Annotated in this window: 13 protein-coding genes; 4 read left to right on the top strand and 9 right to left on the bottom strand. The window is 58.7% G+C overall.

The features are described 5' to 3' along the window. Window positions 1-54: 54 nt before the first annotated feature. From DFO48_RS14040 to DFO48_RS14020, 5 genes are all read right to left on the bottom strand, one after another. Window positions 55-1,017, bottom strand: coding sequence for a transporter substrate-binding domain-containing protein (locus DFO48_RS14040; RefSeq protein WP_114863847.1), 963 nt, complete (start codon window positions 1,015-1,017; stop codon window positions 55-57). 155 nt (window positions 1,018-1,172) lie between these two features. After that, complete coding sequence (locus DFO48_RS14035) at window positions 1,173-2,000, bottom strand: tRNA-uridine aminocarboxypropyltransferase (protein ID WP_114863846.1); 828 nt, start codon at window positions 1,998-2,000, stop codon at window positions 1,173-1,175. 81 nt (window positions 2,001-2,081) lie between these two features. Further along, on the bottom strand, window positions 2,082-2,864 hold the full coding sequence (locus DFO48_RS14030) for a hypothetical protein (RefSeq protein ID WP_003072393.1): 783 nt from the start codon (window positions 2,862-2,864) through the stop codon (window positions 2,082-2,084). A 72-nt stretch (window positions 2,865-2,936) separates the two neighbouring features. Beyond that, entirely contained in the window at window positions 2,937-3,548 is a 612-nt protein-coding gene (locus DFO48_RS14025) for a class I SAM-dependent methyltransferase (RefSeq protein WP_003072391.1), read from the bottom strand. 162 nt (window positions 3,549-3,710) lie between these two features. Next, window positions 3,711-3,953: a hypothetical protein gene (locus DFO48_RS14020; protein ID WP_003066979.1), complete on the bottom strand. Its 243-nt coding sequence runs from the start codon at window positions 3,951-3,953 to the stop codon at window positions 3,711-3,713. Between the two features lie 246 nt (window positions 3,954-4,199). Between DFO48_RS14020 and DFO48_RS14015 the strand changes: the two genes are divergently transcribed. Beyond that, window positions 4,200-5,369 (top strand): ankyrin repeat domain-containing protein, encoded by a 1,170-nt coding sequence (locus DFO48_RS14015; protein ID WP_114863762.1) that lies wholly within the window; start codon window positions 4,200-4,202, stop codon window positions 5,367-5,369. A gap of 62 nt (window positions 5,370-5,431) precedes the next feature. Here DFO48_RS14015 and DFO48_RS14010 read toward each other — a convergent pair whose 3' ends face one another. Next, window positions 5,432-5,806 carry a VOC family protein gene (locus DFO48_RS14010; RefSeq protein ID WP_003072386.1) on the bottom strand — a complete coding sequence of 125 codons (375 nt, stop codon included), beginning with the start codon at window positions 5,804-5,806 and terminating at the stop codon, window positions 5,432-5,434. Between the two features lie 103 nt (window positions 5,807-5,909). Between DFO48_RS14010 and DFO48_RS14005 the strand changes: the two genes are divergently transcribed. The 3 genes from DFO48_RS14005 to DFO48_RS13995 all read left to right on the top strand — a co-directional run bounded on the left by DFO48_RS14005 (window position 5,910) and on the right by DFO48_RS13995 (window position 8,607). After that, a complete protein-coding gene (locus DFO48_RS14005; protein ID WP_114863761.1) occupies window positions 5,910-6,485 on the top strand; it encodes a flavin reductase family protein in 576 nt (191 codons plus the stop codon). Window positions 6,486-6,731: 246 nt separating this feature from the next. After that, window positions 6,732-7,550, top strand: coding sequence for a hypothetical protein (locus DFO48_RS14000; protein ID WP_003072381.1), 819 nt, complete (start codon window positions 6,732-6,734; stop codon window positions 7,548-7,550). Next, complete coding sequence (locus DFO48_RS13995; RefSeq protein WP_114863760.1) at window positions 7,543-8,607, top strand: PAS domain-containing protein; 1,065 nt, start codon at window positions 7,543-7,545, stop codon at window positions 8,605-8,607. The genes DFO48_RS14000 and DFO48_RS13995 overlap by 8 nt, the downstream gene beginning before the upstream one ends. Window positions 8,608-9,511: 904 nt before the next feature. Here the strand turns inward: DFO48_RS13995 and DFO48_RS25165 are convergent. Genes DFO48_RS25165 through DFO48_RS13985 form a run of 3 tightly spaced genes read right to left on the bottom strand, consistent with a single transcriptional unit; the run spans window position 9,512 to window position 12,550 of the window. Further along, a complete protein-coding gene (locus DFO48_RS25165; RefSeq protein ID WP_147282738.1) occupies window positions 9,512-9,940 on the bottom strand; it encodes a hypothetical protein in 429 nt (142 codons plus the stop codon). Then, window positions 9,937-10,770: a hypothetical protein gene (locus tag DFO48_RS25160; RefSeq protein WP_147282737.1), complete on the bottom strand. Its 834-nt coding sequence runs from the start codon at window positions 10,768-10,770 to the stop codon at window positions 9,937-9,939. Before DFO48_RS25160 ends, DFO48_RS25165 begins: the two co-directional genes overlap by 4 nt. Window positions 10,771-10,786: 16 nt before the next feature. Beyond that, entirely contained in the window at window positions 10,787-12,550 is a 1,764-nt protein-coding gene (locus DFO48_RS13985) for a 3'-5' exonuclease (RefSeq protein ID WP_114863758.1), read from the bottom strand. Window positions 12,551-13,403: the final 853 nt, after the last annotated feature.

The raw sequence follows: 13,403 nt of genomic DNA, 5'->3' as shown, positions 1-13,403 counted from the left end.
ACACTCCCCTTGCGGTTTGCCTTGCAGTCTATCGGCTGATGTGGGCCTGCCGCTTTATTGGGGCAATACGAACTGCTCCAGCGGCGTGTCGTTGGGCGCGGCCAGCTGCTTCTTGAGCACCTCGCCCATGGGCAGGTTCAGGTTCACGTTCTTGGGCGCAATGGGCTGCATGAACCATTTGTTGTAGAGCTTGTGCAGCTCGCCCGAGCGGATCATCTGCAAAATGGCGCCGTCCACGGCCTTCTTGATCTGCGGGTCGTTACGGCTGAACTGGATGGCAACCGGCTCGGCACCGATCACCTCGCCCACAATCTTGTAGCCCTTGGGATTCTTGCTCTGTCCGATCACGCCGGCCAGCATGTTGTCGTCCAGCACAAAGGCATCAACGCGACCCGACTCCAGCATCAGAAAGCTCTCGAACTGGTCCTTGCTCATCAGCGTCTTGAAGTTCAGCTCGTTGTCGCTGGCGTATTTGCGCAGAATCTGCACCGAGGTCGTGCCCGTGATGGCGCCCACATTGCGCCCCTGCAGTTGCTTGAAGGAGGTGATGCCCGAGTCGGCGCGCACGGCCATGCGCACCTCGCTTACATAGGTGGTCAAACCAAACGCCACCTGCTTCTGGCGCGTGAGGTTGTTGGTCATGCTGGCGCAGTTGAAATCGGCCGTGCCGTTGTTGATCAGCGGCATGGTGTTCTGTGGCGTCAGCACCATGTACTTGATCTGGGCCCTGGGCGCGATCGCATGCACCACGCGCTCGCAGAGGTCCATGTGATAGCCGACGAACTTCTCGTTGGCACCGATCGCGTAGGACATGGGAACCGCTGCCTCCCGTACCCCCAGCACCACGGTGCCGCCTGCCTGCCAGCGCTGCAGCGTGGGCGATGCGGACAGATCCACTGCCGTGTCGATATTGGCACCGATAGTGGAGCTCGCCGCTTCAGTCTTGCCCGCAGCCATGGCCGAACCCGCACATACCAGCGCTGCTGCCAGCCCAACCCATTTCAACGACTTGCCCATCACCACTCCCGAAAAACAAAAGCGCCGAGACCTCTGGTCATCGGCGCTCATCACCCACCCGATCCGGCACACACCTCATGCACTCATGAGGCCCTGGCACGATTGTCCGTGTTCGCTTATTGCTTTGAGTGGAATGCTTATGCCTGCACGGCGCTTCATACGCCGCGTTTGGCGCCCATCAGCTCACGCAGGCGCTGGTGGATACTGTCGGCCTCATCGACCGGCTGCTGGTGCTTGGCCTGCAGATAGTGCTCGGTGAACACGCCCAGATAGCTCTCCAGCACGCGGCCGGCCTGCATATCACCGGCATCTCCCACCAGTTCCAGACACAGGGCCGCCACCTCGCTGGTGCAGAAATGGTCGTCGCGCTTGGATCTGCGCAACTGATAGCGAGAGATCAGATCCGGGTGCAGACTGAGCACGGGAAAGCCATCGAGATACGGGCTTTTGCGAAACATTTTGCGCGCCTCGGACCAGGTCGCGTCCAGCAGTATGAACAGCGGGCGCCTGCCGGGCTGCAGCGCGCGGCTGTCGCCGCCGTCCAGCGTCTCCACCACACGCTCGGCAGGCTCGGCATATTCGCCGGGAAACACCACATAGGGCTGCCATTGCGGATCGGCCAGCAAGGCCTGCAGCTGCGGATCCACCTCGGTGCGCGACCAGCCAAAGGCATAGGTGTCCTTCACCACATCGGCAATCAGCCAGCCCGTGTTGCTGGGTTTGAGCGGCTCGGCATCATGCATCAGCAGGCAGAAGGCTGCGCGCGTGGCCAGCTCGGGGCGCAGCGCGCACATGCAGTGCGAGGGGCGCAAACGGCAGCCCTCGCAGCGTTCACCCTTGGGGCCGCCACGCGCTAGAAACGGACGCGTACTGCGCGCCAGCCGCGCCTGGCGCAAGCGCGAGACGGCATGCGGGGGCAGCGTGGAGGCAAGGGCTTTCTGCGGAGTCAGAGCGGCAGGGGACAAAGGCGTGGAAGCGGGCAAGACGGACACCAGCAGGTTCAGACAGATGCCCGGATTGTCCCGCCTTTGCCAAATCCAGTGCTGATGCTGCAGGAGCGCCGTTTACTCACAGCCCCCCTGCTCGAAGGTCGGACCACGGCCGAAGCTGAACACCGTGGGCCTGGCATTCCTGAGTCCGGCGGAAATCACGTTCCTGAAGCGATCCGGCTCGCAGTTGAAGCGCGTGTCCAGCACATAGTCCTCGGACTCTGCCTTGACCATGGCATCGCGCCAGGCGGCCGTCGCATCCAGCACCTTGCCGTCCACCATGGGGGCCTGCACCGAGTAATTGATGAAGTTGGTCAGACGTGAACCCTTGGCCTCCAGATAGACCACGGGGTCGGCGGCATTGCCGCACAGCGTCAGGCAGTCGGCGTAGTAACGGCTGTCCAGCAAAGGCTCGAAGCCGCCAAAGGTCAGATCGCCGAGCTTTATATCGGGCTGACCCTCGGACACATTGAGCACGCTCTTGAGCGAGAGATTGCAGCTGGGTGCGATATCGATCTCGACAGACTCGATCACCTTGTCGGCTTCGTCGCTGACCAGGGTGATGTCGCAGCCGTCGGTGCGGAACTGGTGGCGGTGGAATTCCGAGCGCATGGCCGGGCCGGCAATCTTTTCCACATAGGCCAGATTCATGCCTATGGTTTCGGTGCTGAACAACTGGTCAATCACACGCTGGGCCTGGGTGGCAGGCTGTGCAGGCGCGGGGGCCGGCGCAGCGGCCGGGGCCTGTGCCGGGGGTGCGGCGCCCTCGGTCTTGGAGTCCGAGCAGGCCAGCAGCAGGGCTGCGCCAGCCATGGCAACGGTCCAGACTCCGCAGCGTTTGATCCAGCAATGAGGCATCTGCATATCCTTGTGAGTTCGCAAGCCCCGCAATATAGGTGCAGGCCCCGAAATCACCAAGAACAAGAGGTTTCAGCCCCCAACGCACTCCAGTTCGAACAGCGGCATATCCGCCCGACGGCTCAGCCATACGCCGCCGCCCAGCTCCTTGAAGTAAGGCTGCAGGCCGCGGCGGTACAGCTCGGCGCGGTGACGATACAGGCGCGGGTCGGTCAGATCTTCGTCAATGATGTCGCGCTCGTAATCCTCGCGTGCCACCGCCTCTATGTAGAGAGCGCCGCGCGACAGCCGGCCCAGATTGGCCAGCGCCTTTTTCAGATCGGCCGGGCTCAGATAGGGCAGCACGCCCTGGCAAATCACCAGATCGAAAGGCTGGCCATCGTTGGGCTGCCAATCCACCACCGAGCCCTGCTCCCAACCATAGCGCTCGCACAGATAGGGGCTGAACTCCACGCCCTGATACTGAACGCCCGGGAAATGCCTCTGCACCGCCTCGCGCCACAGGCCTATGCCGCAGCCCACATCAAGCACCCGCTGCACGGGCACGCGCAGATACGCAAGATACGAGCAGACGAACGCACCCAGCCGCCGCGCGTGCTCGGGATCGATCACGCTGGTCTTCTTGTCAAAGTAAAAGCGCTGGTAATACGCCTCGTCAAACCACTCGTTGCTTGCTGATTGCACGCAGCCTCCTTCAAAAAACAAACGGCGCCCGAAGACGCCGAAACTTCAAAAACCGACGCTGGCTCAGGAAAGAGGCAGCCAGCAAGTGCCTGGGCGGCCCCACCACCCCGCAGCGAGGCTATCGTCCCCTGCCGGGGGCAAGGTGCGCAGCGGCTGAAGGGGTTAAATTCTGCCGACCACGGACCAGCCCTTGCGCTGGTCCTGCTTGTTGTTCTCGTAGTCCCACACCGTGCCGCAGCGCTCGCAGACATAACGGGTCACCGTCGCCGTGCTCGAGCCGCGCTCCTCCTTGCGGTTGCCGCGCTGCATCAGTTCGGCATGGCCGGGGGCTTTGCGCCAGTTGCGCTGAATGCCGGCACAGGCATCGCACAGATGGTCTTCGGCAGGAGTGGTGGTGTTGGTCATGAAAAAACTACTGAATGTGGTGCAGCAGCCAGACATCCGCCCGCGCTGCAAAGCAGCCATTGTGCCGCCTGCCCCGGTTTTGCACCGGCAGCGGGCGCAGCATCACCGCTTGCAGGTCGGGCATGAGCAAGCGTGAAGCCGGCCCAGGCCCGTCTTTTTCCATGCTTCTTTGCTTAGATTTGTTACCAAATGATTCAGAATCGCTGTTCGTCAGACTTGAGCAAACGAACAACAAGGGAGAGATTTGTGTACAAGAAAACGTTGCTGGCGGCCCTGGTGGGCACGGGGCTGGGCATGAATGCGCTCGCGGCAGACATTCGCGACCAGTGGGACATCCAGATAAGCAAGGCGGAACTGGTGTTCCCCGGCACGCCACCTCAGGATGCGGCCAATGGCATCAAGGACGCACTGTCCCAGTTCGCGATTCCCGCCAATCTCAGCTACCGCGCCATGCCGTCCACACCGCCCGCGCGCCCCGGCGCCCCCAGACTCAAGCAGATGTCGGGAGCCGTACCCTCGCCCGAGTACCTTTGCGAGGACGCCTATGCCGAGATCTATAAAAAGCCCCCACCCGTCAAGAACGCCTTTGCATTTATCGCCGAAGGCCATCAAGTCTGCCTCTATAGCTTTGCCCAGGGTGTCAAGGCCTATGTGGTGTACTACAGCATCAAGCGCACCGAGTCACTGACCTCGGGCCTGTTCAATGGCATTACCAAGGCCATACGCGGCAGCGACGAGGACCGGGCTGCGGGCCAGCTCAAGGAAAACATCGACGCCATTCGCACCAAGCTTCCCAAGCTGCTGGTGGAACGCATCGATATTCCCGGCCGTCCGCAGGAAACCCCGGATCTGCAGGCCGTGACCGCCCTGATTCCCCCGGCTCCCGAAGCCACCGCTACCGTCACCGTCGCCGCCTCGCAAACCGCCGCTGCGGTTGGCACGCCCTTGCAAACCAAGGTGGAAGCGCGCAAGAACCTCACCGCCATGGGCATGACCTATCACTCTCAGCCGCAGTTCATGGATGCCATACGACGCAAGGACGATGTGGCCGTTCAGTTGTTCATCGACGGCGGCGGCATCAATCTCGACGCCATCGACGGCAGCGGCAAGACGGCGCTGCAGATCGCGCAGGCCCAGGGCACGCCCGAAATCGTGGCCCTGCTCCAGCCCAGGACCAAGCCCGCAGCCGTGGAGGTACCTGCCTCGGTCGGAGCAACACCGGCGCTGCTGCAGCCCGCTTCAGCCGATGCCGCTCCTGTGGACTTCAGCAAGATCCCGCCTGAGCTGCTGAGCGAAATGGATGCCGAAGTGGCCAAGCTGCCTGTATCGGCGGAGCAAAAACAGCTGGCGCGCAACAATCTGGCGCGTCAGTACCTCAAGATCCAGGCCCTGGCCAACGCCCTCAAGTCCCAATGACGCGATCTGACTCCTGCCATGTAAAAGGGCCGCTTGCGCAGCCCTGATTCATGCGGCGTGGATCACGCCTTGGCGGGGCGATAGGCCAGACAGATCTTGTTGCCGTCGGGGTCGCGCAGATAGGCCAGATACATGGAGTCGCCGCGCCAGCCCGGCGCGTCCTCGATCGACACACCACCGGCTGCCAGACCCGCCGCATGGGCCGCGTTCACCTGATCGGTGGACTGGGCCAGAAAGCCCGTGGTCGCGCCATTGCCCGAGCTGGCCGACTCGCCGTTGATGGGCGTGGAGATGGCAAACACGCCCGTGGGGCTGCGGTAGAAGAAGCGGTTCTTGTTGGCAACGCCGGGGGCAATGCCCAGCTGACCCAGCAGCGCGTCGTAAAAGCGCTTGCTGGACTCCAGATCATTTACACCCAGCATGATGTGGCTAAACATGGTTGTCTCCTGGAAAAGCCCTGTTTCGGGCGAAGATGGGAAATCGGCAAGCCATCGTAACGGGAGCTTGCCGTCCTCTTCTGTCACCCATTTTCAGCCCACCATGCTGCCAGATCATTTCACCCCGGTTCCCCTGGACAAGTCCTACCGCCTGCTCAATCACGGCCCCACGGTCATCGTCTCGGCCCAGCATGCGGGCGAGCGCAATGCCATGAGCGCGGCCTGGGCCTGCGCGCTCGATTTCGCGCCGCCCAAGATCAGCGTGGTGCTCGACAAGGCCACGCGCACGCGTGCGCTGGTAGAGCGCAGCGGCCTCTTCGCACTGCAGTTGCCCACAGTGCCCCAAGCCGCCCTGACGGTGGGCATAGGCACGGACAGCGCAGTGACCGAACCTCACAAACTCGTCAAACATGGCGTGCAGCTTTTCGACGCCCCGGGCTTCGATGTCCCACTGGTGGCAGGCTCCGCCGCCTGGCTGGTCTGCAAGCTGATCCCCGAGCCGCACAACCAGCAAAGCTATGACCTGTTCATCGCCGAAGTCGTGGCGGCCTGGGCCGACGAGCGCGTGTTCCGCAACGGACACTGGGAGTTCGGCTCCGCGCCTGCCGAGCTGCGCACCCTGCACTATGTGGCGGGCGGGCAGTTCTTCGCGATTGGCGAACCGGTGCTCGTGAAATAGAAGGTCTTATGGCTGTATCGCTTATGTATCAAGCGCTGGCAGCTATCAAAATAATGCGCACTTGCCGTGACGGCCACTGACACCCTCAGGCCCCCTGGCCCGCAGCACCTGCACACCCAGGTCTTTGTAACAGCCTTGATTTAGACTGCATCACTGACTGACATATCAATCAACCCATGACTGCAGGTGCCGTACCGCCGCACAGGGCCGCGATCTCTGCTATCAATCACCGCGAAGTGACAGGCAATGGCGCAAGAGTTTTTTGATCCCGTGCTGTTCATCAAGGAAGAGGCGCCGACGTCGGTCGATCTGTCGCAGACACCGTTTTTCTGCAATATCCACGGGTTCCCGCACTATTGCGCAGAGCCGCCCACAGGCTTGAAGCTGCAAGAGCCTGCCACCAGTGACCCCGAGGTCGCCCTCGGCAACGCGTACCGCGTCCTTTCTGCGACCACCACCCGCCCAGACCCCAAGTACGGCAATCAGACCAGACTGGAGTTCCAGGCCGATCAGGTCGAGTACAAGGCCATTGCAGTCACGCATAAAACTGCAGCGGCATTCGGCATGACGCTGATAGAGCCGGGCCAGGGAATTCGCATCACCAGCCCGCAGCCGCATCTTTCGCTGGTCGACTATGAGTACGGCATGTTTGCCGGGCACCGCTCGCCCTATGAGGGCACCGGCTACCGCCTGCTGGGCAAGGTCTGCACCGACCTCGAACATCACGATTTCCCGCATGTCTTCACCTCCATCGACCCACACCTGCCGCTGGTGATTTCGGTGGGAAAGTACTGGCCACAGCAGCAGAAGATCTGTCTGGCCGACCTCTGGCTGCCGCGTGGCATGGCCTTGTATGTGCCTCCCCGGCCCAATCTGCCTGGACAGACTTGCCTGGATCTGCACGGCAACCGCAATTCGGCCCTGGCCTGCTGGCGCGGGATAGAGCGCTCCAGCGTCAAAACCCAGACCCTGCTGCAAACCGAAGGCGGCTATTTCTACTGGTTCTGGAACGAGCTGCCCACCACCCACCCTCTTCTCGATCTGACAGGAGCGTCCCATGCTTGAAGCCCGCCCCCGCCTGCGCACCCTCGAACCCGACACGGACAACGGCCTCTATCAGACGCTGCTGGAATCCACCCTGGCGATTCCCTTCAAGATTGACTGGACCACGAAGAAATACAGCTATATCGGCCCGCAGATCGCTGATCTGCTGGGCTGGAGCCCCGAGAGCTGGGAGACCGTGAACGACTGGGCCGAACGCATCCACCCCGACGAGCGCGAACAGACCGTTTCGCGCTGCGTGGAGCTTTGCCTGGCTGGCGTGGATCACGAGGCCGAGTACCGTGCGCTGACCAGCGACAACCGCTTTGTCTGGGTCAAGGAAGTCGTGCATGTGCTGTGCGACGAACAGGGCCAGCCCACAGCGCTGATCGGCTTCACCTTCGACATCACCGAGCAGAAAAAATCCGAGCATTTGCGGGCCGAGCTGGAGGCCCAGAAGCTCTCCAACGCGCGCCTGCAGGAGCGCCTGCGCCTGACCCACGACCTGCACGACGGCCTGGGCGGCGAGCTGGTCCACATGATTGCTTCCGTCGAGCAGGGCAGCGATGCCCTGACCCGGCCCCAGGTGCTGTCCATGCTCAAGCTCATCCGCAACGATCTGCGCCAGAGCATAGACAGCAACGCCTCGGCCCAGGTGCGCGTGCCAGCCACTCCACAGGAATGGCTGGCACCCTTGCGCCGCCGCTTCAACGACCTGTTCGAGGCCCTGGGTGTGCGCTGCGACTGGCAGTTTCCGCAAAGCTGGAGCCAGCCGCCCAACGCGCTGCAATATCTGGCTCTGACCCGCCTGATCGAAGAGGCGCTGACCAATGTCATCAAGCACAGCCAGGCCCGTCATGTGCGCCTGTCCCTGGTGCAGTCGCAGGCCGAGGAGCTGCTGCTGGAGATCGAGGACGACGGCGTAGGCTTTGATGTGCAGGCCGTGGATGCATCGGGCCTGGGCGTAGGCATGCGCTCCATGGCGGTGCGGATTGCGCGGGTCGGCGGATCGCTGGGGATTGAGTCGTCGCCGGGGCGGACGGCGTTGAGGGCGAGGGTGGTGCTGGGGGCTGAGGACTGAGGCTTCTGGGCTGTAGTGCTTATGCGGTAAGCGCTTGCGACTATCCATTTCCAACTGCGCTGAATTCACCACTTGCTGCGTTGCTGGCGACATAGGCCGGGATTTCGCCCCGGCGGGCGACCTTCTTTTCTTGCTCGTGCAAGCAAAGAAGGCAAAAGAACACGCCCCGACTGTCTGCGTCCCTGCGCTTCGCTACGGGCAAACCTGCGTCACGCCATTCAGGCTGCGGTGCGGCAAAACTCGCTTTGCGCTACGCGCGCCGCTCAAACAGGCTGCCGCAAATTTGTTCACGATGCATTGGCACTCTGCGGTGCCAATGCCCGCAGCCCGAACCGCGTGCCGCAGGCGCTGACACACGGGTGGGAGCGGATACGGGCAGCCTGCGAGAGTTGTGACGGAAGTGGCATCTAGCCCAATCACAGATTGCGGTAGCAGCTATCAAATCTGCAAGAAGCTATCTTTCGGTATCTCGCCCCTTGTGCCCACGCCTGCGACGGCGGCCTCTTGTGGCGCGCGGCTGCACCGCAGAGTGCAGACGCATCGTGCTCTGACTTGCGGCAACCTGTTTGAGCGGAGTGCTGCAAGCACGCAGCGAGTTTTGCCGCACAGCCATAAGAGCTTGACAGCGCAGGTTGCCCCGCAGCGCAGCGAAGGGGTCGTGGGCAACGCCGTCGCCTTTTCTTCAGCCGACGCTTCGATGACGAGGCAAATACGAGTAGCTCGACTACCGGGTCGAGCCCGCCTCAGCGGGCTAACAGGCATACACGAAAAATAGAAAAACAAGCCAAAAACCTCTGGCCCGGATACATCAAGCACAAGGAATTCAACGAGGCATTGCAAACTATGAAACTTCCACTATCTAGCGATAAGATAACTTATAGGGGTGGATATCATCCCCAATAAATTAATCATCAGGAAATAAGCAACCTAGCATTCCTACAGCAGTATCTATAAATATATGCAATGCAGCGATTATTGCAAATACAGTGATTACATTTATATAAATAACATCTACAGAGCCACTTTTAATCGCATATAAAGAGCCAGATACAAAGGATAAAAATATCAGAGCGCATTGCTCATACAACGAGATTTTCACCTGAGCAATAGTTCTTGAAAAATCTATTCCTTCTTTCTCTGATACATCCTTGAGCCTAACCGCAATAATAACAATTGTTTGGATATTCACTGCAAGAATACCAACAACAATTGTCATTAAATTGCTGGCAAGCGTTTTTTCGATAAAATCTGAGTCAATCCATTTCAAGAATGAAACAGTAGCTACAGATGACAATATATACAATGCAACATTTTTCAGCCAATCAAATATCATAAATTCTCGTTAAGCAGTAGTAACGTATCTTGATTCAGCCCACTCAATGTCATTTCGTCAATTTCAACAATCTGAATTTTTTCAGAAGTTCTAATCTCTTTACGCACACCCTTTAACTTAACAACGATATCTCCCCCACCCAGAGAGGCATATTCTACACAGCCTTTAATCAACTCATCCTCAGGATCAATTTCTAAAGCTGTTTTTGGCAAGGACTCTAATTGCAAGCTAACCTTTTGGCAATTTGATTCTCTATTAAGCTGGCGCAAGTCAATTTTCAAAGCCTTTGTTATGCTCGCCATGTTAGGCGCAACCATCTCAAACCTAACTCGATCAACTCTTCCTTCGTTCTCCCTCATCAATCCCCAAAAATGGTTTGGATTAAATGTTTCTCTGATTTGAATAGTTAAGCCCATGTAATTCAAGGCTTGATCAAATGTTTTCTCCAAAATATTGGAAACAACTTTTGTTGTAGAAAATGCTTTTACGTTTCTAGAAATTAAAATTGTTTGTCGATCATCAAGATTATTTATGATCACCGTCACATTAGGCCAACTAGGTATTTTCTCTCTTTGAAAATCTTCATTATCTCTATCGACATTTTTATAAACACCAATCTTAAATAAATATAGATTACTCCCAATATTTTCCCTTATACATTTAATGATTAGGCCTTTGTGCTCAAAATTCATTTCTCCATTTAATATTTCAGAGAAATAATGGTTTTTTCTCAGTCTTAGCTCATCCGCAGAAACTAGTTCGTTAAAAAGTGACTGCTGCTGCTGGGATGCAGGCAAGATTTGGTATCGGTAAATATCAAACGTACTCATTTAGATCTCTTAGAATTCAGGAGAAAGTGATAATTTTTGTCGCCCGCGTCGAAGCCACATAAACCAACCTAGCCTCCAATGCCCCATCCTTCTTCACATCCCGAGCCTTGCGCTCTTCATCCGAAGTCACAACAGCCACCACCGGCCACTCCAGCCCCTTGCTCGCATGCATGGTCATGACCTTGATGGAGTCTTCTTCAGGCTTAAAGTCGCCCGCACGTTTACGCAGGCGATAAGGGAGGCTTTTGCGGCGCAGAGCATCGGCACATAGCTCCATTTCGTCGTAATGACGGCAAAGTACCGCCATCTCGCCCCAGGCATGGCCCTGCGCATGCTGATCGGCCAGCAACTCGGCCATGCGGGCAGCGCGTTCGGGCAGGGTGGGCAGGTCAATGACGATGGGCTCGGGGCCTTCGCGGCCGCAGCTCAGCGGCTTCAATAGCGGAATGCCGTCTTCGTCCTTGGCGTCTTCGGGCGTGAGCATGTCGCCAGCCACGCGATGGGCCAGTTGCAGAATCTGGCGCGTGTTGCGGTAGTTGATCTTGAGAATGGTGGTGCGGCCGGACGCCTGTATGCCCACACTTTTGAGGCTGAAGTTGCGCTTTTGGCCTCGGTCGTAAATGCTTTGCGCATCGTCATAGAGCAACAGCAGGCTGTTCGTGCTCGGGTCCACCATCTGCGTGACCAGCTTCAGCCATTCGGGCGCAAAGTCATGACCTTCATCGATCAGGATGGCGTGGTACTGGCCTGCGGGGATGTGCTTGTCATCCACGCCTTTGATGACGCGCAGCACAAACTCTTCCATGGCCTTGCCCACGGGCCATTTGTTGGCGTCTTCCGGCAACAGGTTGTAAGTCACCAATTGCTCGCGGCACCATTTGTGGAAGTGGCGCACATGGACGCGATCCTGCAGGCCTTTGGTCTCCATGCTGGCCGCCAGCTTCACGCCCAGCGGCTCGTTGTAGCAGAGCACCAGAATCGGCTTGCTACCCAGCCCTTGCGTCTGGGCCAGATGCTCGGCGCGGTAGCCGAGGATCATGGTCTTGCCCGAGCCCGCTACGCCGTGGATGACGCGGTGGCCGTCGCCTAGGCTGCGTGCCAGTTGCTCCTGCTGCAGGTCCATGACGCGCATGATGTCAGGCAGCTCTTCCTCATCCTGCGCGCCGTCTCCAAACAGGTTTTGCTGCTGGGGCACGCGCACCTCGGGAAACAGAATCCAGCGAATACGGTCGAGCTGTGGCAGGCTGATGGCGCGGCCAAAGCTGTGCGGGAACATATCCCAGAGACGCTGCTGAAAGGCCTCGGCATCCACGGCTTCGACCATTTCGTCCTGGCAGATGACCAGATGGCCGGGCAGTGCGTCACCCAGACCCGCCGCATCGAACTGTTTGCGCGTGATGCGCGTGAAGACCACGCCATGGCCCCAGGGGAAAGCCAACTTGCCTTTGTGATCGCCGTCGCCTTGCACCAGTTGCGGATCGCGCTCCAGTGCATTGATGACCTGAATCGCGCAGTGGCGCGCCTGCTGCAGCGGGCTCATCACCACCTTGGGCTGGCCGCTGCTGCTGTCGAGAATTTCGAAATATTCGCGCGTGGCCTTGCGAATGGTTTCCAGATGCCAATCCTTGGTTTCCAGAATCAGCGCACCCCGGCGCGGATGAACCACCACAAAATCGGGCCGCGTCTGTTTGGGACCAATTGGCACATCCCACCACAGCAAATAATCATCTTCGAGTTTTTGCTGCAAACGCTCGGCCAAACGTTTTTCACCGCTGGTCATACGCCCCGCGCAGCTTCCAAGCGCGGGAATTAATACCGCCATTGCCTCCACCTCTTACTTGTATCTTCTTGTTTCAGGAATGGAGGTATTTATATCCGATGAAGCCTTTCTGAATCTTGCAAAACCGATTAAAGCTGTCGCTCACGTTGGCTTCAATGCAGGCTTGGGTTTATTTCGAGTATCGGTTGCGAGCTGATATTCGGAATGGGCGGTTTTTTCTCTGTGTCGTCAAAACAGAGAATTCAAGCTAAATCAGGCTCTAGCTCAATCGAGTCAAGCGCTGGTAGCTATCAAAATAGATTCAATGTTGCCGTACACGACAGAGGCCGGGATTTCGCCCCGGCGGGCGACTCACTTTCTGTCGCCAGAAAGTAAGCAAAGAGCACAACCCGACTGTCTGCGTCCCTGCGCTTCGCTACGGGCAAACCTGCGCCACGCATTTCAGGCTGCGGTGCCGCAAAAGTCGCTTTGCGCTTTGCGCTACGCGCGCCGCTCAAACAGGTTGCCGCAGATTTGAAGACAAAGCATTGGCACTCTGCGGTGCCAATGCCCGCAGCGCGAACCGCGTGCCGCAGGCACAGACACACGGGTGAATTCGGGCGGCCTGCGAGAGCTATGAGCAAACCGGGCTGTAACGCTTATTCAGCAAACGCAAGCAGCTATCAAAAGTAAAAAGAAGCTATCCCGCATCCGGTATTGCCCCTTTTGCCCACGCCTGTGATGGCAGCCTCTTGGTGCGTGCGGCTGCACCGCAGAGTGCAGACGCTTCAACTTCAAATCTGCGGCAACCTGTTTGAACGGAGCGCTGAAAGCGCGCAGTGAGTTTTGCCGCACAGCCCCAAGAGCTTGACGG

The organism is Comamonas sp. AG1104, from assembly GCF_003350425.1.
GTDB classification, from domain to species: domain Bacteria; phylum Pseudomonadota; class Gammaproteobacteria; order Burkholderiales; family Burkholderiaceae_C; genus Comamonas; species Comamonas testosteroni.
This window is presented reverse-complemented; position numbering and strand designations above follow the sequence as displayed.